The organism is Streptomyces sp. WMMB303 (assembly GCF_029351045.1).
Taxonomy (GTDB): Bacteria; Actinomycetota; Actinomycetes; order Streptomycetales; family Streptomycetaceae; genus Streptomyces.
On sequence record NZ_JARKIN010000001.1, the window covers coordinates 4686043 to 4703089 of the forward strand.

Below are 17047 nucleotides of genomic sequence, written 5' to 3' on the forward strand. Positions count from 1 at the left end.
GGGGTCTGGCGGCCGGCGGCGCCCGGCGAGCGAGCGATGGCCGGATGTGACAGGGAACCGTCATTGCGGACATCGGAGCGCGCGCCGAGGATGGGGGCATGTCCACTTCCCACCGCGTCGTCATCGCGGTCTTCCCGGATGTCGACCTGCTCGACGTCACCGGCCCGGCCGAGGTCTTCGCGCTGGCCAACCGGGAGAGCGGGGGCCGGGCGGACTACCGGGTCCGGCTGGCCGGACCGGACGCCGACCCGGTCACCACCTCCGCCGGGGTGCGGCTGCTGGCCGATCTGACCTTCGCCGAGGTCGGAGCCGCGGTGGACACCCTCCTGGTGCCCGGCGCCGTGGACCTGCACCCGGACGGGCCGGTGGCCCGGGTGGAGGAGAGCGTCGTGGAATGGGTCAGGGACACCGCGCCGCACGCACGGCGGATCGCCTCGGTGTGCGTGGGAGCCCATGTGCTCGCGGCGGCGGGACTGCTCGACGGACGGCGGGCGACCACACACTGGTCGACCGCGGCGCAGCTCGCGGCGGAGCACCCCCGGGTGCGGGTCGACGCCGACCCGATCTTCGTGCGCTCCGGCCGGGTGTGGACCGGCGCGGGCATCAGTACCTGTATGGATCTGGCACTGGCGCTGGTGGCCGAGGACCACGGCGAGGACCTCGCGCTGGCCGTGGCACGGCAGTTGGTCGTCTACCTCCGTCGGCAGGGCGGCCAGAGTCAGTTCAGCGTGCCGCTGAGCGTTCCGGCCACCGCCCGGCGGGAGATCGACGAGCTGCGCGTGTTCATCGCCGAACACCTCGCGGAGGACCTGTCCGCGCCGGTGCTGGCGGACCGGATGTGCCTGAGTGAACGGCACTTCGCGCGGGTCTTCCGCCAGGAGACGGGCAGCAGTCCGGCGGCCTACGTGGAGTCGGCGCGGGTCGAGGCGGCGCGCAGGCTGCTGGAGACGACCGACCGGTCCCCGGCGCAGATCACGGCGGCCACCGGGCTGGGTTCGATCGAGACACTGCACCGCGCCTTCCGCAAGCAGCTCAACACCACTCCGGCCGCCTACCGCCGCCGCTTCCGCACCACGAGCTGACCGCTCGGGCCTGGCTGCACGTCACTGGCCACCGCGCCACTGACCGCTCCTTTTCTGAGCACCGCTCGCCCGCGCCCGCGCTGCGCCGGCTCCGACGTGCTCCTACGCAACCCGAAAGGAACCTTCTGCCCATGAATAAGTCCACGACTCTGCGTGACGTCATCGGTCTCGACAACACGCTGCCCCGGCTGGGCGACGCCACCGTCCTCATGATCGACTTCCAGCAGACGTACCGCACCGGCGTCATGACCCTGGAGGGCGCCGAGCCCGCGCTGGCCGCGGGAGCCCGCCTGCTGGCCGCCGCCCGCGAAGCCGGTGCGCCGGTCGTGCACATCGTCAACGACGGTGGCGAGGGCTCGCCCTACGACATCCGTGCCGACATCGGTGCCGTCAGCCCGGAGGTGGCGCCCGCCGGGGAAGAGCCCGTCGTGGTCAAGCAGTTCCCCGACGCGTTCCGGGACACCGGCCTGCAGCAGACCCTGCGCGATCTGGGCGCGGGTGACGACCTGGTGCTGGCGGGGTTCATGACCCACATGTGCGTCACCTTCACCGCGCAGGGCGCCTTCAACCTCGGTTACCGGCCCACTGTCGTCGCCGAGGCGACCGCGACCCGCCCGCTGTCCGCACCCGACGGCAGCACCCTGCCCGCCGCAGCGTTGCAGACGGCGAGCCTGACCATCGTCGCCGACCTCTTCGGAACCGTGGCTCCCACGGTGGAGCACCTGCTGCGGTGACGTTCCCGGCCGGTCGCCGAGCAGCCGGCCGCGGTGTCTGCGGTCAGCCGGTCGCGTCCGCGCGGCCGGCCCCGGCGGGCAACCGGTCGGTGCGGGTGTGCCGGTAGGCGTGGACGGGCTCGCCCGTACCCGGTTCGAGGGTGTAGGCGTCCACCACGACCTGCTGCGCGTTGACGGTCAGCAGCATGAAGCCGAGGGTGTCGTACGCCTCCCAGAACGCCCTGTTGCTCGGCTCGTCCGCCCTGCCCTTGGTCTTGGCGGCGGCCCCGCAGACGATCTGCTGGGTGCCCTGGTACCGGGCCGCGGTGTCCAGGATCTGCAGGGTGTGGTCGTGCCCGCCCAGCAGGAACTCCGCCTTCCCGACCACGGCGTCCTCGTACAGCTCTTTGACGTGCTTGCCGCTGAGGTAGTCGCCGCAGGAGATGCCCTCGTATTCACCGGCGTTGCGGTGCGTGCCGTTGTTGCGCAGCGGGTGGTGCGCGAAGACGAACTTCCAGCGGGCCCGGGAAGCGGCCAGCGACTGCTGTAGCCAGGCGCGCTGTTCACGCGCGAACGGACCGTTCCAGTAGTACTCGGGATCGGTCTGCAGCACGTAGGAGGCCAGCGGGGTGGTGTCGATCGCGAAGAACTCCGCCACCGGCTCGTCGGCACCGCCGGGCACGGCGACCGAGTAGTAGCGACTGGGCATGTACCAACGGGCCGAGTGCGCGTGGTAGGCCACCTCGTGGTCGCCGCGCGAGGGCCACCCGCCGCTGCCGGGGATGATGCCGCTGGTGTCGTGGTTGCCGAGCACCATCAGCCAGGGCACGTCGATGCCCGTGTTGGGGCGTTCGAACTTGGACTGGAACTCGTCGTCGGTGTCGCTCTCGGGACCGTTTTCGTAGATGTTGTCGCCGAGTCCGATCGCCAGGTCCACTCCGCGGCGTGCACACACCGTGCGGGCGGCGTCGGCGACCTGCCACTGGCCGTCCTCGCCGGTACCCGCGTCGCCGGTGAGCAGCACGGTCAGTTCGGCCTTGTCGGGTATCGGCAGCTTGTCGGCCCCGGCGGCGAGCGCCTGCGGCACCGACGCGCCGCCCAGTACGGCGGCCGCGCCCACCCCGCCGGCTCCCGCGAGCACCGTCCGCCTGCTGACGCCGGTGCCGGCCCCCAGAGTTCCCATGCGTCTCTCCTCGTGTGTGTCTGGCACAGACACCACCCCCTACGGGTGAAGGTGGCATGTACACAGCGCAGCTAAGAGTGGGCGCGGTCAGAAACACTGTCAACTCGTCGGTAACCACGAATTTCCCGGTCAGGGCCGAGACGGACGGCCAGCAGCAGGCCGGTGGCGGCCAGGAGCGCCAGCACGGTCAACGTCGGGCCCATCGCCGTCAGAAACCCGGCACCGTCCCCGGACCACCGCGCGGGCGTCCAGAGGGACAGCAGTGTCGTCGCCAGCGCCACTCCCGCCGCCGGCCCGACGTTCATCGCCGTCTGCTTCACCCCGCCCGCCACCCCGGCCTGTTCGGCCGGAGCCCGCCCCACGACGACGGACGTGGCCGTCACCAGCACCGCGGCGAAACCCGCACCCAGCGCGAAGAACGCGACGCCGACCGCACCGGACCCCGCCTCCGCGTCCAGCCGGGACAGCAGCCACACCCCGGCCGCCAGCGAAGCGGCTCCCGCCCCCGCCGTACGGCGCGGACCGCAGCGCCGCAGCAGCACGGCGCACAGCGGCGCCCCGAGCACCATCGTGGCGGCGAGCGGCAGCGTGCGCAGTCCGCAGACGAAGGGGTCGAGGCCGAGGACGTCCTGGAGGAAGAAGGTCCCGACGAACAGCGTCCCGAACAGTGCGGCCGAGGAGACCACCAGGAGTGCCAGCGCGGGGCCGATACCGGGCGCCCGCAACAGACCGACGGGCATCAGGGGATGGACGGCATGGTGTTCGTGCCGTACGAAGGCGACCGCCGCGGCCGCACCGCCGACGGCCAGGATCCCGTTCACCACCGTCCAGCCGTCCCGGATGACGAAGACCAGCGTGTGCACCAGGCCCAGCAGCGCACCGCCCAGCAGGCAGGCGCCCGGCAGGTCGAGGGCTCCGCGCGGCGCCGGTTCGGGCCGACCCCGGCGGCCGGCCAGCAGGACCAGCGGACCCACCGCCGCCGCGGGGACGTTGAGCAGGAACACCGCACGCCACCCCGGTCCCGCGACGAGCAGCCCGCCGAGCACCGGCCCGCACGCGGCGGCCAGCCCGATCACGCTGGTGCGGACCGCGATCGGCGCCGCGAGGCGTTCAGGCGGGAACGCGGCGCGCAGCATGCCGAGCGTGGCGGGTTGCAGCAGTGCGCCGAAGACGCCCTGGACGACGCGCAACGCGACGACCGAGCCGATGCTTCCGCACAGCCCGATGCCTGCGGAGGCGGCACCGAAGCCGAGCATGCCCAGCGCGAACAGCCGCTGGTGCCCGTACCGGTCGCCGAGCCGGCCGGCGAAGACCAGCAGACTCGCGACGGCGATCAGATATCCGGTGCTCGTCCACTGCACCTGTGTGAACGTGGCGCCCAACTCCTGCTGCAGCCGGGGCTGGGCGACGGTGAGGACCGTGCCGTCCAGCGCCACCACCGCCGCCCCCGTGACGCTGCCGAGGAAGGTCAGCGCCCGCACCCGGCGCTCCGGCGGCGCACTCACCCGCCCACCGGGGCGAGATGGGCGTCCAGGGTCGCCTCCAGCACCTCGTCCTGCCCGGCCGCGGTGGCGAGCGGGAGGCTGCGCCAGGCGCTCAGTTGGGCGATCCCGTGCAGGTTCGCCCACAGCGCTCCGGCCCGGGCCCGCGGGTCGCCCCCTGGCCCGGCTCCGCCCTCCCGGCCCGCACGCGCGACGAGATCCACCAGCACCTCGAAGAGCGGCAGGCTCACCTCTCGCAGCCCCAGCTCTCCGCTCTCCAGCAGGTCGTGCCGGAACATCAGCTCGTACATGCCCCGGTGGTCCCGGGCGAAGGCCAGATAGCTGCGGGCCAGCGCGGCGAGCTGGGCACGCGGGCCCTCCTGCGGCCGGCCGGCCAGCACCTCCCCCGCCTCGGCCGCCAGTTGGCCGAACCCCTCCCGGGCGATGGCCGAGAGCAGTGCGAGGTACGTCGGGAAGTACCGGCGGGGCGCCCCGTGGGAGACCCCCGCATGCCGGGCGATCTCCCGGAGCGAGACTCCCCGGGCCCCCTCCGCCGCGACCAGTTCGACCCCTGCGCTGACCAGCCGCCCGCGCAGCCCGGCATCCGTGTTCGGTTCATCCATAGACACTGTCTACCAGGCGTGCGTAGACAGTGTCTACACCGGCTGCCGGTCCTCGTTCCCGCAGGCCAGCTCACACCACACCGTCTTCGCGTACGCGCCCTGCTCCACGCCCCAGCGCAGCGCCAGCGAGTCGACCAGCGCGACCCCTCTGCCGGACTCGGCCTCCGGCGCGGCGGCGAGCAGCAGCGGGAGCGGCCGCGGGTCCGGATCGGTCACCGCGAGCCGCACCCGCTCACCGCCGCACCACGAGACCCGCACGGTCACCGGAACCCCCTCCCCCACATGCACGACCACGTTGGTGAGCAGTTCACTGACGCAGAGCGCCACCGCCTCGGCCGCCCTTTGAGCACCCCACCGCGCACAGTGCCCCGCCACCTGGTGGCGCACCGCGCCGACGTCCGCGGCCCGCGCCAGCAGCGCGAGCGAGAGCGCCGGACGCTGCGGCGCCTCGGCGATCCGCCACGTCTGGGTCCTCACCCTCCCGCCTGCCTCTCCCCCGCCGCGGCACGCAGCACCGCCGCGAGAGCGCGGGCGGTCTCCACGTTGCAGTTACCGAGCGAGACGAGCGGGCGAGGCTGCCTTCCGGCGTACGTCACGGGATCGACACCGAGGGACGGGAGCGTGAGCCCGTGCGCACGCAGCGCCGCGCCCAGTTCCGCGATGCATTCCTCACCTTCGTCGCCGTTTTTCGATCGCCCGTACGCACACTCGTTCATGTGTCGCACCTTCCTTGAGCAGTGTGTGACTGACACCCCACACAATGGCCGGAGGGCGGGTAACGTTGCGGCCGATCGGGCTTCCGCAAGCGAACTGCCCATCAGCTACGACCAATTGCGGACCCCCCGGGAATGGCTCCCCAGCGAGCGAAAACAGCCAGCACTCTCTCGGCGGTGAACCGTGCCAGGACCCAAGGACATCGACGGCTCGGCGGGCGTGCCCACCTTCTACGGCAAGGAGCTCCGCTGGAAGCGCGAGCAGGCCGGACTGACCCAACCCCAACTGGTGGAGGGCAGCTTCTACGGCCACGGCCACCTGAGCGAGATCGAACGCGGCGAGCGGCGCATGCCGCCGGACCTCGCCGCACACGTGGACAAGGTACTGAAGACCGACGGCTTCTTCAGCCGCCGCTGCGAGGATGTGCGGAACGCGCGATTGAGGGGGCACGCCCCGTACTTCGAGAAGGCTTTGGAGGCTGAAGAGCGCGCCGACTCCATCGAAGAGTGGAGTCCTATGCTCTTGCCAGGCCTGTTGCAGAACGAGACATACGCGCGAGCGGTCGTTGAAGCGGCTCATCCGCTGGCAGAGCCAGATGTGGTCGACGCCAAAGTTCAGGCTCGGCTCACCCGTGCCGAGCTCTTCGAAAGAGAACGCGAGCGTCCTGAATTCTGGGCCGTACTACACGAATATCTGCTGCGGCACCCCATCCTCCCGCCCAGGGCTATGGCCGAACAGCTTGACAGCGTTGTGAGGCTGGTCCGCAGGAGGCGCGTCGTTCCACAGATCCTACCGTGGAGTGCCGGAGCCCATCCGTTCATGATGGGCATGGCCACTATCATGACATTCCCTGACGCTCCGCCCATGGTCTACACGGAGTCGATGTACAGCGGAGAAGCCATCGACGATCCGGCACTCGTGAGGCCGTACCGTAAGGCATACGATCGGTTGAGGGCCGCCGCACTGTCGCCACAGGCGTCCCTGGCCATGATCGAGGCAGCGGCAGAGGAGTACCGGAATGGCGAGCCGAGAGTTCGACCTGAGCGCTTTCCGCTGGCGGAAGAGTAGTTACAGCAACGGCGACGGGGGCAGTTGCGTCGAGATCGGCACACTCGCCGCGTCAGACATCGTCCCGGTGCGCGACACCAAGAGAGCGCCCACTGATCCCGTCCTCGTGTTCCCCGCAACCCAGTGGGCCCGCTTCGTCACCACACTGCACAACGGGCACAGAAACGCCTGACCTTCCCGCAGTCAGAGGAGCGCCGGAGATGACCGTGCAGCCCCACCCCAACTCCACGCAGTGGCGCAAGAGTAGCTACAGCAACGGCGACGGCGGCGACTGCGTCGAGGTCGCAGTTCCGGCACAGGGTGGAGTCGTCACGGTGCGGGACACCAAGGCGGGGCCCCGAGGCCAGGTGCTGACTTTTCCCGCGCCGCAGTGGGGGTGCTTCGTGGCGACGGTCTGCCGTGGGGGCTTCGAGGGCTGATCAGCGAATGCCCCTTCTGCACGAGGGCCCCTCGACGGGCGAGTGACATCTGCACACAGCGCGGCGGGGGGGGGCGAGGTGGGGCGGGCTGTTCTCCTACGGCCGTGGCAGTTCACCCCAGCCGGTGACGCTGGTACGACGCCGCGATGGCGACGTCCAGCGCCGGCGTTCGAGGGCGCCACTTTCGGTGGGCCGGGTGGTGGTACCGGGCAGCGGAATGGCGCACGCAACGCCGGCGGGCCTCTCACCGGCCCACCCGGCCCCGCCGGACCGGCCTCAGCAGGTGATGCGGCGCTCGGCGCTCTCGTAGACGCCGAGGGAACCGACAGCAACTTGCGTCTTGTAGGTGTAGGTGCCGGAACCCGTGCAGGTCCACCAAGCGATTTCGGAGTCGCTCTCGAGGCGGACCCAGTCCATCTCCTCCCAGCCGTACCAGCGGTGGCGCTGCAGGGAGATCGTGGCGTCATTGCAGCTGCTGCGGGCCTTGCTGGCCGCACCGATGACCTCGCTGATGCCCTTGTACGGGGCTGAGATGTGGTAGCAGCTCCGATCCCAGTCCGAGGCGGCGGCCGGTGTGGTCGGCATCAGCAGCGTGGCCGCGAAGGCGAAGGCGATGGCGGCGCAGGACTTGCCGGCGAACCCGAGAGTTCTGGTTCTCATGACAGAAACTCCTGTCTGCGTGATTGTACGGTGTACAAGACGCAAGAACCCTGTCACCGGGGTCGGGACGGAATCAACACCTCGCACTGAGCTGACGCTTCATCAATCTTCGCCAACGCTTGCTCGTTGACGCCTGCTCGCCTCGGAAGCAATGAGCACTGTGCATCGTGAAGTTGCTGGTCACGTGCCTGGCGTGCGTGGGGTTCGGGATGCTCAGGCTGGTCACGGGCGGAGGACTTCGTCGAAGGTCATCGGTGCGCGAAGCCGTGCACGACCGGTCCGCACGGCCGCCACCGCTTGGCTCGACGCTGCGGAGATGCTGATGGACGGCGACTCAGGGCTGATCGAGTGGCGGGGGCGAGCCTCATGATTTTGAGTGGGACCTGGTGTTGCTGGTTCCCCGCCCCCGCCCAGGCAGCGGACACGGGTGAAACGAGGAGGTGTTCGCGGCTTGCAGGAAGGCTGGCCGCAGCCTAGTGGTGGCCTCAACTTCCTGACAGACAGTTAGTAATCACATAGAATGTGGTGACACAAGCAACGGAGGACCCTGTGGACCCTGAGCTGATCACTGTCGCTTCGACGACCCTAGTCGGTGTCATGGTTTCCGACGGTTGGGACGCCTTGCGAGGCCGAGTCGTGGCCTTGTTCAAACGGGGCGAAGCGGACGCACAGAGTGGCATCGAGGAACAACTCGACGGTTCCGTGGAATGGCTCCGGCAGCATCCCACAGACAGGCAAACAGTCGAAAGTGCCTGGCGTGACCGCTTCGAGCAGTTGCTGACCGCCCACCCTCAGGCTGTAGCCGACGTGGAGAAACTCTTCCCGGGAGCCGCCAACCGAAACCAGTCCGGAGCCAAGAACCTATTTCACAACAGCACGGTCAACGGCCTGCACACGGGAACGGGTGACCAGCACAACACCTTTCGGTCCTGAGGTCCGTCGTGAGAGTTGTCTTCTACAGGTCTCGGGCGTACGGCGTTCACCTTGGAACTGGTGATCAACACAACCACATCGAAAGTGGTTTTTGGAAGCTCTGTAAAGCCATCGGGCGCGGAGTGATCCTGCTCAACATTCTGACGGTCTGGCTGTTCGGCTGGGGCATGCTGTACGTGATTTCCTTCTCGGCTTTGGAGGCGCTGACTGGAGGTCAACACGGCACGTACACGCCACTGTTGGCCTTGCCGGGCATGATGTGTGGAGTCTTTGCCGCATGGGGATTCACAGCTCGCCGGCAGGACGCTCAAGTGGCCCACAGTTGGGGTATCGCGGCGAGCTTCATGTACGCCTGGCTGGGCCTCGCCCTGCTGATGGAGACCTTCAGCAACACGCCTGGCCTGGTGCCTGACGGAACCGCGCACTGGAGCACGGGTGTCGTCGTTGCCGTCGAGGGCATCCTGTTGTTCTGCTTCTTTCGTGCCAAGCTCCGACGGGCCTTTGAGTAGGGGCGGCACGAGGCCCTGCGGACAGGTCTCTCCCTTCGCAGGGAATGTCGGCGCGCTCCCGCGTCCGTGCACCCGAGCCGGACCGACAAGAAGCACGCGACCGCGTATGCCGATGCCTGCCACATTGAGCAGTGCGCATCGTGAACTACTCCGGCAAGCACAAATCACCATGGCCTGCTGGTGATCGCGCTCACCGACGACCGGGGCCGACTACTGTGGGTCTCCGCGGCCCGGCCCGGGCGGACCTCGGAGATCACCGCCTACCGTCACGACAATTCACCGCCCATCTCCGCGCGGCCAGCCTCGGAGCCATCGCTGACCTGGGATTCGTCGGCCTCGACGACAGCGGCCCGGACGCCGACCCGGCGGTGATCACCGGCTACAAGGCCGCCCGGAACCTGTCGCCGACCCGTGGCCAGAAGCTGTCCAACAAGGCACTGGCCGCAGTGCGCGTCCCGGTCGAGCACGGCTTCGCCCACCTGAAGAACTGGCGCGTCCTGGGCAAGGTGCGCACGGATCCGACGTGGGCGACCGCGCTGGTGCGGGCCCTGCTGGTCCTCACGAACAAGGAAATTGCCCGATGACGGACGATCTTGTCGCTGGACTACCGGCCCGGACCTGGCCGAGCGTCCCGACACCTACGCACACCAGCCCACCTGACGGGCAGTCTTCACGATGCGCACTCCTCAATGGTCCGACCTGGCCGAATCTCCGCCCACTGGTGCACTCTTCGGCATGGAGTCTTTCTGCTACCACCGCGATCGTCCCGGCTCGGCCGCACTGCGGTACCAGTTGCTGGAGGAGCACTGGTCCTACATGGACGGATACGCAGAGGGCTTGATCGCACGTGGCCCGACCCTCGCCGCCGACGGCGAGACACCCACCGGCAGTGTGCATGCCGTCGACCTGCCGGACCCGGCGGCGGCCCGGGCGTTCGCGTTCGAGGAGCCCAACCATCAGGCGGGGATCTACCGGGACGTGCTGCTCTTCCGGTGGCGCAATCTGCTCGGACGCACGATGTGGGAGTTCCCCGGTGGCCGTACCGGCGGCGACCGGTATCTGGTGCTCGGCCTGGGGCCGGCGCGGGCGGAGCACGGCGCACAGCCCACCGGCCCGACCGTCCCGCCCGGTGAGGACGAGCTGATCGCATTCGGAGCGCTGCTCTCGGACGACGGCACCGCCTGGCTCGGTACGGCGGCCCTGGTGCGGGCGCCGGACGCGGACGCGGCGCGCGCCACCCTCGCCGCGGAGCAGTACACCGGCATCGAGGTCCACGACTGGGAGTTCGGCGGACGGCGATGAGGGCGGGGGGGCGTCAGGTGAGGAGCGAGCGGCCGGTGGGCGCCAGCCGGAGTCTCCGGGGTGCCGCTGTCTGCAGACGGGCGAGTCCCGGCAGGATGGCGTCCCGCACGTGGGAACGGGCGGCTGCCTCGTCCAGGTGCCGACGGTGCGCGCTCTCGTCAGGGTACGAGAAGAGGAGCACGGCGCCGTTCTCGCCGACGCGGACCGGCAGTCCGGGGAAGGTGTTGGGGGCTTGCTCCGTGATCAGGAAGGCGAGCGGCGCGGGCTCGGACTCCCTGAGGGCCGGCAGGAGGCGGTCGCGGATCATCGCGACGCCCTCGTGCTGCCCCAGCGGGAAGGACCACACGGTCGCCGAGACGAACCGGTCCGGTGCGGGGGCCGCACAGGCGGCGAGGGCCGCGCGGCGAGAGGCCGTTTCCCGCGGACCACGCGCCGCGGGGCGAGGGCGAGTTGTGCAGTCGGAAGGCGCCCGGCAGGGCCTGGCTCCACGTGCCCGGCACACCGAGACGGCCGGTGGAGTGACGGTCGGCGCATCCGGTTCCCGGCCGACACGGTTGAGCTGTGCAATCACCTGAGCCCGTAACAGCAGCGGTCTTGAGCATCTGTCACACCCATGGGCTCCGGAGGTGTGACATCTGTACATAGTCCCGGGGGTGCGGTCCGTCCTACCTTCGGTGTGCGCGAGATCTCACGCCGGGTGACCCCCGGCCTTCTCGGTCGGCCGCCCGGTCCACGGCGGACGGGGGGAGGTTCCCGTCCGCGCTGCTCGCAGCCTCATGCGCACGCCGGTACACCCCGGCGTCGGGAGGCGACGTCCGAGGGCAGCGGCGCGGACCGGGCGGCCGTGCGCCGCGCATCCCGCACCCGGGCCCGCAGGGCGGTCCGCGACCGCCTCGCCGGGGCGAAATGCTCTCGCCGCCCCGCACCCGGACCGCTAACTTGGCGGCGTGACGACCGAGCTGCTGACCGAACGCCTGCTGCTCCGCGCGTGGCGGGAGAGCGACCTGGCTCCCTGGGCCGCGATGAACGCCGACCCGCAGGTGCGGGAGCACTTCCCCGGGGTGCTCGACCGGGCGCAGAGCGATGCGTCGGTGGCCCGCTTCCAGGCGGATCTGGAGGCGCGGGGCTGGGGCTGGTGGGCGGTCGAAGTGCGCGCGAGCGGGGAGTTCATCGGCTTCGCCGGGCTGGACCCGGTGGAGGAGGAGCTGCCGGTCGAGGGGGTGGAGGTCGGCTGGCGGCTGGCCCGCTCCGCGTGGGGGCACGGCTTCGCGACGGAGGCGGGCCGCGCGGCGGTGGAGTTCGGATTCGCGTCGCTGGGCCTTCCGGAGATCGTGGCGATCACTCCCGTCGGCAATGTGCGCTCCCAGGCGGTGATGCGCCGGCTGGGTATGACCCACGACCCGGCCGACGACTTCGAGGATCCCACCGTGCCGCCCGGCCCGCTGCGGCACAGTGTCGTGTACCGCCTCCGCCGCGGCGGCCACTCGGGGGACGCGGGGTGATCGGCTGCTGCGGCGGGCCGTCGTCCCGGCCGCGCCGGATCGCCGGACGAACCTCCCCGGCAGGTCACCGTCAGGAGGGCGCGGAGGAGGGCCGCGGTTGCGGCTCGGGGCCTTCCGGTGGGGTGCGTCCGATGCCGCGCATGTGTTCGCGTGCGGCGATGCGGGCCAGTTTGGTCAGCATCATGCCGTTGCGGACTGCGACGACGTAGTCGACGGGAAGACCGTGCATCCGCGTACCCGGACCGCGGAGCGGATGCCATTCCAGGACGACGAGGGTGTGCTCGCCCCAGGGGATCAGCTCCATGGCGATGCGGGCCGCGCCGAAGGGGTCGGCCTTGGCTTCCAGTTCCAGGCGGCGCTCGGGTTCGCAGATCCGGACGACAGAGGTGTCGTCGAGGGTCAGGGCACCGATGCCGACGCGCACCCGGAGCCGGGCGCCGACCTCCGGCCAGTGCGGGTCCGCGTCGAGGACGCGCTGGGTTCCGGTGACCCACTCCCCGTACCGGCTGCCGTCGGACAGCAGGCTCCAGACCTCGGGCGGTGGACTCATGATCAGGCGGCGGTTCCGCGACACTCCGACCAGGCTCCTCAGGACAGCTTCGCCGCAGGCGGGGCGGTTTCCCGGATACCGCCGTCGGTCACGTCCGGCATGGACTCCCTCCTCGCAGGGGCAGAAGCGGTACCCATGCACTCCGCAGTGCCGACGCGCAGTGCCGCCGACCGGGCGGCCGGTATCCGGGGCAACTACCGAAGACCCTGTGCGATGCCGTCGGAACAGTCGCGTCGAACGTGGCATCCGGGTGCCGTGAGGTCGGCGGCACGCGTCGTCCACCGCCTCCGCCGCGGCGGCCACTCAGGGTGACGTAGGCGGCTCCGCTTCATGTGCACGGTGCAGCAGTTCCAGGAAGCCGGGCGCGGCCGGCAGCGGTACGGAGCCGATGCGGTGCACCGGGATGCCCGGGGTCCAGGAGTTCAGCACGACCGCTCCGCGCAGAGCGGGCAGGTCGGCCGGGGTGATCTCACGCTCGTGCTGCGGGATGCCGAGCCGGTCGAGCTGTCGGCGGACGGTGCCCATCATGGTCCCGGCCAGCACGTCGGCGTCGGGCCAGAGCACGGTCTCGCCGTCCCAGAAGGCCAGGTTCCAGATCGTCGCCTCGCTGAGCCGGCCGCGCCGGTCGACGAAGGCGGCGTCGTCGAACCCCTGGGCCCCGGCCTGGCGCAGGAAGTGGGTCTTGGCCACCTCGCCGACGTGCTTCACGGACGCGAGGGGACGTTCGTACTCGACCGTTCCCAGGCTCAGCGGGCCTTCCGGGCCGTAGGCGGCGGGTGCGGTGCGTACCAGGACGGACAGCTCCGCGTCCGCCTGTCCGGAGGTGAATTCGGGGGCCGCGGAGTAGACCACGGCGGTGAGGGAGACATCGGCGGGACCGGCCTTCAGCGCCGCCCGCAGGTGCGCCCGCAGGCGGTCCTGGGACGGCGCCGTGCCGTACAGCGCCACGGAGGCGTTCCGCAGCCGCTCCAGGTGCAGGTCGAGTCCTCGCACCCGGCCGCCGCGCACCTGCATCGCGGTGAAGTGCGCGTATCCCGCGAATGCGAGCGGGGCCAGTTCCTCGGGTGTGGCCGGGCGGCCGTCCCGGTGCACTGCGTACATGTCTGCTTTGCGGGACGGTTCCAGGACGGGTTCGGAATGGTGGCTCATAATCCGGACGTTAAGGTCTGACACCGGTGTGAAGGTCAACACGGTCGGACAGGGGACGGGCACATGCTGATCGGCGAGTTGTCGGAGCGCACCGGAGTCAGCTCCCGGATGCTGCGCTACTACGAGGCGCAGGGGCTGCTGGTGGCCGGGCGCGGGCCGAACGGCTACCGCGACTTCGGGGAGGAAGCCGTGGTCACCGTCGCACAGACCCGCGCCCTGTTGCGCGCGGGTCTGTCCACGGAAGTGATCCGTTCGGTGCTGCCGTGCGCCCGGGGCGAGAGGCCGGAAATCCGGTGGTGCGCGGAGCTGCGGGACATTCTCAATGGCGAGCTGGCCGAGATGGACGAGCGGATCGACGCGCTGCAGCGCAGCCGCGGCGCGCTCGCCGGGCTCCTGGACCCGTCCTGAGGCGCGAGGCAGGGAGCCGTCAGCGGACGTCGTAGATCAGATGCGTGGCGGTCGAGGTCGCCGTCACGGCGCGCTGCACCAGCGTGCGCGGCGTCCCGCCGGTGAACAGCGGCGTCCCGGAGCCCAGCACGACGGGTGCGAGGTGCAGTTGCAGCACGTCGACCAGCCCGGCGTCGAGCGCCGAGCCGACCAGTGCGCCGCCGCCCATCAGGAATGTGTCCAGCTCCCTGCCGCTGCGCGACGACGCCTCCTCGGCGCGAGCGCGCGCGGCGGAGACCGCGTCGGACAGGCCGGTGGTGACGAAGGTCCAGTCGAGGTCGGTGAGCCGCACCGACTCCGGCGGCGTGCTCGTGACGACGAAGAACGCGGGCTTGCCGACCTCGCCGGCGCCGTAGCCGCTCCGGTCGTCCCAGCCGTGGGGCCCGTCGACCACGTCGAAGAGCCGGCGGCCGAGGACCACGGCACCCGAGCGGGCGGTCGCCTCGCGCAGGATCCGGCGGTCGTCGGGGTCGTCGGAGAACGCCCAGGTGTGCAGGGCCTCGCCACCGGTGCCCAGCCCGTTTTCGGGGCCGGGGTCCGGGCCGGTGACGAAGCCGTCCAGAGAGACCGAGATGTCGGCGATGATGCGTGTCATACAGAGGCGGACCGGCTCCGTCGCCGGAACTCATCGCTCAGCCCGGAAGAAATCCGCAGCCGTTCCCGGCCGCCGTGTCCCGGTGCGGGTCAGCCGGCGCCCTCGACATCGAGCGCGGTGCCGTAGAGCCGGGACACCCGGAGGCGGATGACGACACGCCGTTCCTGTACGGCTTCGGCCAGGAACCTCTCCTCGTCCTCCGGGGTGGCGAAGCCCGAGGCCATGGCGGCGAGCTCACGGCCGACGGCGTCGCCGGGATCGGCGGTGGGCTCGGAGACCTCGGCCTCGCCCTCGGCGACCGCGAAGGTCCACACGTCGCGGCTCACGTGCAGGGCCGCGTGCGGGTCGGCGCGGAAGTGCCGGGGCTTGAGGCGGTCGCGGGTGGTGGAGATCCGCAGGACGCGTGCCGCCGCGTCCCAGCGGTACAGCACCGTGGTCAGGTGCGGGTGGCCGCTGCTGCGGACGCTGGCCAGCGTGCCGAACTGCTGCTCGGAGAGGAGCTGGTCGAGCTCGGAGTCGGTGAGCGGGCGGGGGGCGGGGCCGGGCATGGCGGTTCCTTCGGGGTGGTGGGACGGGAGGTCGGCTGTCAGTTCGCGGGTTGCTCAGCGGCGGCGACCGGGTCCGGGGCCGGTGCCACGGGAGTGCCGCCTTCGGATCCGGGCTTGCGGAGTGCCGCGAACGCGAGGACGAAGGCCAGGACGAGCAGCCCGGTGCCGGTGGCGAACGCCGCGTGGTAGCCGCCGGTCAGTGCGGCGGCGCGGCTGCCGCCGGCGGCGGTGAGGCTGTCGGTGCGGGCGGCCGCCAGGGTGGAGAGGGCGGCGACGCCCAGCGCCATGCCGATCTGCTGGGTGGTGTTGAACAGCCCGGAGGCCAGCCCGGCGTCGCTCTGGTCGGCGCCGCTCATACCCAGCGAGGTGAGGGCGGGCAGGGCCAGGCCGAAGCCCGCCGCGAGCAGCATCACGGGCAGCAGGTCGGTGGCGTAGTGCGCGTGCACCGGCAGCCGGACGAGCAGTCCCAGCACGCCGATCAGGAGCGCGATCCCGGTCAGCAGCACGGCGCGTTCGCCGTACCGCGCGATCAGCCGGGCGGAGGCGCCCAGCGAGACCGCCCCGATGATCACGGCGGCGGGCAGCATGGCGACGCCGGTGCGGGCGGCGCTGTAGTCGAGGACGTTCTGCAGGTAGAGGGCGAGCAGGAGCTGGAAGGAGAAGAGGGCCGCGACCATCAGCATCTGCACGAGGTTCGCCACGGCCACGCTGCGCGAACGCAGCACGCGTGGCGGCATCAGCGGGGTGCGGGCCCGCACCTGGCGCCGCGCGAAGCCCGCGAGCAGGACGGCGCCCGCGAGTGCGGGCACCAGGGTGTGCGGCGAACCCCACCCGTGGCCGGTGGCATTGACGACTCCGTAGATGCCCGCCATCAGCCCCGAGGTGATCAGGAGCGCGCCCCAGCCGTCGGCGCCGGCCCGCAGCCCGATCCCGGCGTCCGACGGGAGCGAGGGGAGGGCGAGCGCGAACACGAGGGCGCCGATGGGCAGATTGATGAAGAAGATCCAGTGCCAGTCGAGCAGGTCGGTCAGGACGCCGCCGAGGACCTGGCCGATGGAGGCCCCGGCGGCGCCGGTGAAGCTGAAGACGGCTATGGCCCCCGCTCGTTCCTTGCTTCCGGGATAGAGCGTGACGAGGATGCCGAGCCCGACGGCGGTCGCCATGGCGCTGCCGACGCCCTGCAGGAAGCGGGCGGCCAGCAGGAGGGCGGGGGTGGTGGCGAGTCCGGCCAGCAGCGAGGCGGCGGTGAAGACGCCGGTCCCGGCGAGGAACATCCGTTTGCGGCCGAGGAGATCGCCGAGCCGGCCGGCGAGCAGCAGCAGGCTGCCGAAGGCGACGAGGTAGGCGTTGACGACCCAGCTCAGCTCCGAGGCGGCGAAGTCGAGGTCCCGTTGGATGGCCGGGAGCGCCACGGTGACGATGGAACCGTCCAGGATGATCATCAAGGTGCCGGCGGCGATGACGCCGAGTGCGAGGCCGCGGGGGCCTCTGGCTGCGGAGGGTGAGGGGGATGCGGACATGGCGGCCTCTCGGTTCGCACGGCGGAGGGAGCGGAACGAGACATGACCG

General features: G+C 70.9%; 22 protein-coding genes and 1 pseudogene. 11 read left to right on the forward strand and 12 right to left on the reverse strand.

Annotation, left to right across the window (positions count from 1 at the left end):
• Window positions 1–98: 98 nt before the first annotated feature.
• A complete protein-coding gene (locus tag P2424_RS20845) occupies window positions 99–1082 on the forward strand; it encodes a GlxA family transcriptional regulator (RefSeq protein ID WP_276477274.1) in 984 nt (327 codons plus the stop codon).
• A gap of 131 nt (window positions 1083–1213) precedes the next feature.
• Window positions 1214–1816 carry an isochorismatase family protein gene (locus P2424_RS20850; RefSeq protein WP_276477275.1) on the forward strand — a complete coding sequence of 201 codons (603 nt, stop codon included), beginning with the start codon at window positions 1214–1216 and terminating at the stop codon, window positions 1814–1816.
• Between the two features lie 43 nt (window positions 1817–1859).
• Here P2424_RS20850 and P2424_RS20855 read toward each other — a convergent pair whose 3' ends face one another.
• From P2424_RS20855 to P2424_RS20875, 5 genes are all read right to left on the reverse strand, one after another.
• The gene (locus P2424_RS20855) at window positions 1860–2978 is read right to left on the reverse strand and encodes a metallophosphoesterase (RefSeq protein ID WP_276477276.1); all 1119 of its coding nucleotides are present in this window, start codon (window positions 2976–2978) and stop codon (window positions 1860–1862) included.
• A 71-nt stretch (window positions 2979–3049) separates the two neighbouring features.
• Window positions 3050–4483: an MFS transporter gene (locus tag P2424_RS20860; RefSeq protein ID WP_276477277.1), complete on the reverse strand. Its 1434-nt coding sequence runs from the start codon at window positions 4481–4483 to the stop codon at window positions 3050–3052.
• The gene (locus tag P2424_RS20865) at window positions 4480–5082 is read right to left on the reverse strand and encodes a TetR/AcrR family transcriptional regulator (RefSeq protein ID WP_276477278.1); all 603 of its coding nucleotides are present in this window, start codon (window positions 5080–5082) and stop codon (window positions 4480–4482) included. The genes P2424_RS20860 and P2424_RS20865 overlap by 4 nt, the downstream gene beginning before the upstream one ends.
• Before the next feature lie 33 nt (window positions 5083–5115).
• Window positions 5116–5559, reverse strand: a complete 444-nt coding sequence (locus tag P2424_RS20870) for an ATP-binding protein (protein WP_276477279.1) — start codon at window positions 5557–5559, stop codon at window positions 5116–5118.
• Window positions 5556–5798: a hypothetical protein gene (locus P2424_RS20875; protein WP_276477280.1), complete on the reverse strand. Its 243-nt coding sequence runs from the start codon at window positions 5796–5798 to the stop codon at window positions 5556–5558. The genes P2424_RS20870 and P2424_RS20875 overlap by 4 nt, the downstream gene beginning before the upstream one ends.
• Window positions 5799–5979: 181 nt before the next feature.
• Between P2424_RS20875 and P2424_RS20880 the strand changes: the two genes are divergently transcribed.
• From P2424_RS20880 to P2424_RS20890, 3 genes are read left to right on the forward strand one after another with little or no spacing between them, the layout of a single operon-like run.
• Window positions 5980–6864: a helix-turn-helix transcriptional regulator gene (locus tag P2424_RS20880; RefSeq protein ID WP_276477281.1), complete on the forward strand. Its 885-nt coding sequence runs from the start codon at window positions 5980–5982 to the stop codon at window positions 6862–6864.
• Window positions 6815–7036 (forward strand): DUF397 domain-containing protein, encoded by a 222-nt coding sequence (locus P2424_RS20885; RefSeq protein ID WP_276477282.1) that lies wholly within the window; start codon window positions 6815–6817, stop codon window positions 7034–7036. Before P2424_RS20880 ends, P2424_RS20885 begins: the two co-directional genes overlap by 50 nt.
• Window positions 7037–7064: 28 nt before the next feature.
• The gene (locus tag P2424_RS20890; protein WP_276477283.1) at window positions 7065–7283 is read left to right on the forward strand and encodes a DUF397 domain-containing protein; all 219 of its coding nucleotides are present in this window, start codon (window positions 7065–7067) and stop codon (window positions 7281–7283) included.
• 276 nt (window positions 7284–7559) lie between these two features.
• Here the strand turns inward: P2424_RS20890 and P2424_RS20895 are convergent, their stop codons facing one another.
• Window positions 7560–7943, reverse strand: a complete 384-nt coding sequence (locus P2424_RS20895; RefSeq protein WP_276477284.1) for a hypothetical protein — start codon at window positions 7941–7943, stop codon at window positions 7560–7562.
• Between the two features lie 549 nt (window positions 7944–8492).
• Between P2424_RS20895 and P2424_RS20900 the strand changes: the two genes are divergently transcribed.
• From P2424_RS20900 to P2424_RS20915, 4 genes and pseudogenes are all read left to right on the forward strand, one after another.
• A complete protein-coding gene (locus P2424_RS20900; RefSeq protein WP_276477285.1) occupies window positions 8493–8876 on the forward strand; it encodes a hypothetical protein in 384 nt (127 codons plus the stop codon).
• Between the two features lie 122 nt (window positions 8877–8998).
• Complete coding sequence (locus P2424_RS20905) at window positions 8999–9385, forward strand: hypothetical protein (RefSeq protein ID WP_276477286.1); 387 nt, start codon at window positions 8999–9001, stop codon at window positions 9383–9385.
• 168 nt (window positions 9386–9553) lie between these two features.
• A pseudogene (locus P2424_RS20910) lies at window positions 9554–9969 on the forward strand (transposase family protein); the annotation flags it as partial.
• 151 nt (window positions 9970–10120) lie between these two features.
• On the forward strand, window positions 10121–10687 hold the full coding sequence (locus P2424_RS20915) for a YciI family protein (protein WP_276477288.1): 567 nt from the start codon (window positions 10121–10123) through the stop codon (window positions 10685–10687).
• 13 nt (window positions 10688–10700) lie between these two features.
• On the opposite strand, the gene P2424_RS20920 is transcribed toward P2424_RS20915, so the two are convergent.
• Window positions 10701–11033, reverse strand: coding sequence for a hypothetical protein (locus P2424_RS20920; RefSeq protein WP_276477289.1), 333 nt, complete (start codon window positions 11031–11033; stop codon window positions 10701–10703).
• A 601-nt stretch (window positions 11034–11634) separates the two neighbouring features.
• On the opposite strand from P2424_RS20920, the gene P2424_RS20925 reads away from it, so the two are divergent.
• The gene (locus tag P2424_RS20925) at window positions 11635–12189 is read left to right on the forward strand and encodes a GNAT family N-acetyltransferase (RefSeq protein ID WP_276477290.1); all 555 of its coding nucleotides are present in this window, start codon (window positions 11635–11637) and stop codon (window positions 12187–12189) included.
• 70 nt (window positions 12190–12259) lie between these two features.
• Here P2424_RS20925 and P2424_RS20930 read toward each other — a convergent pair whose 3' ends face one another.
• Both P2424_RS20930 and P2424_RS20935 read right to left on the reverse strand, forming a co-directional pair.
• Entirely contained in the window at window positions 12260–12763 is a 504-nt protein-coding gene (locus P2424_RS20930) for an SRPBCC family protein (protein WP_276477291.1), read from the reverse strand.
• Between the two features lie 279 nt (window positions 12764–13042).
• A complete protein-coding gene (locus tag P2424_RS20935; RefSeq protein WP_276479054.1) occupies window positions 13043–13840 on the reverse strand; it encodes an aminotransferase class IV family protein in 798 nt (265 codons plus the stop codon).
• A 111-nt stretch (window positions 13841–13951) separates the two neighbouring features.
• On the opposite strand from P2424_RS20935, the gene P2424_RS20940 reads away from it, so the two are divergent.
• A complete protein-coding gene (locus P2424_RS20940) occupies window positions 13952–14296 on the forward strand; it encodes a MerR family transcriptional regulator (protein WP_276477292.1) in 345 nt (114 codons plus the stop codon).
• Window positions 14297–14315: 19 nt separating this feature from the next.
• Here P2424_RS20940 and P2424_RS20945 read toward each other — a convergent pair whose 3' ends face one another.
• The 3 genes from P2424_RS20945 to P2424_RS20955 form a co-directional block, all read right to left on the reverse strand.
• Window positions 14316–14930, reverse strand: coding sequence for a dihydrofolate reductase family protein (locus P2424_RS20945; protein ID WP_276477293.1), 615 nt, complete (start codon window positions 14928–14930; stop codon window positions 14316–14318).
• Window positions 14931–15019: 89 nt separating this feature from the next.
• Window positions 15020–15478 carry a TIGR03618 family F420-dependent PPOX class oxidoreductase gene (locus tag P2424_RS20950; protein WP_276477294.1) on the reverse strand — a complete coding sequence of 153 codons (459 nt, stop codon included), beginning with the start codon at window positions 15476–15478 and terminating at the stop codon, window positions 15020–15022.
• Between the two features lie 38 nt (window positions 15479–15516).
• Window positions 15517–16998: an MFS transporter gene (locus tag P2424_RS20955; protein WP_276477295.1), complete on the reverse strand. Its 1482-nt coding sequence runs from the start codon at window positions 16996–16998 to the stop codon at window positions 15517–15519.
• Window positions 16999–17047 lie beyond the last annotated feature (49 nt).

Excerpts from the sequence above, each read along its gene's own strand:
- P2424_RS20895 (WP_276477284.1), bottom strand. The coding sequence starts at position 7,943 with ATGAGAACCAGAACTCTCGGGTTCGCCGGCAAGTCCTGCGCCGCCATC.
- P2424_RS20890 (WP_276477283.1), top strand. The coding sequence starts at position 7,065 with ATGACCGTGCAGCCCCACCCCAACTCCACGCAGTGGCGCAAGAGTAGC.
- P2424_RS20885 (WP_276477282.1), top strand. The coding sequence starts at position 6,815 with ATGGCGAGCCGAGAGTTCGACCTGAGCGCTTTCCGCTGGCGGAAGAGT.
- P2424_RS20875 (WP_276477280.1), bottom strand. The coding sequence starts at position 5,798 with ATGAACGAGTGTGCGTACGGGCGATCGAAAAACGGCGACGAAGGTGAG.
- P2424_RS20855 (WP_276477276.1), bottom strand. The coding sequence starts at position 2,978 with ATGGGAACTCTGGGGGCCGGCACCGGCGTCAGCAGGCGGACGGTGCTC.
- P2424_RS20865 (WP_276477278.1), bottom strand. The coding sequence starts at position 5,082 with ATGGATGAACCGAACACGGATGCCGGGCTGCGCGGGCGGCTGGTCAGC.
- P2424_RS20945 (WP_276477293.1), bottom strand. The coding sequence starts at position 14,930 with ATGACACGCATCATCGCCGACATCTCGGTCTCTCTGGACGGCTTCGTC.
- P2424_RS20940 (WP_276477292.1), top strand. The coding sequence starts at position 13,952 with ATGCTGATCGGCGAGTTGTCGGAGCGCACCGGAGTCAGCTCCCGGATG.
- P2424_RS20935 (WP_276479054.1), bottom strand. The coding sequence starts at position 13,840 with ATGTACGCAGTGCACCGGGACGGCCGCCCGGCCACACCCGAGGAACTG.
- P2424_RS20950 (WP_276477294.1), bottom strand. The coding sequence starts at position 15,478 with ATGCCCGGCCCCGCCCCCCGCCCGCTCACCGACTCCGAGCTCGACCAG.
- P2424_RS20915 (WP_276477288.1), top strand. The coding sequence starts at position 10,121 with ATGGAGTCTTTCTGCTACCACCGCGATCGTCCCGGCTCGGCCGCACTG.
- P2424_RS20850 (WP_276477275.1), top strand. The coding sequence starts at position 1,214 with ATGAATAAGTCCACGACTCTGCGTGACGTCATCGGTCTCGACAACACG.
- P2424_RS20955 (WP_276477295.1), bottom strand. The coding sequence starts at position 16,998 with ATGTCCGCATCCCCCTCACCCTCCGCAGCCAGAGGCCCCCGCGGCCTC.
- P2424_RS20845 (WP_276477274.1), top strand. The coding sequence starts at position 99 with ATGTCCACTTCCCACCGCGTCGTCATCGCGGTCTTCCCGGATGTCGAC.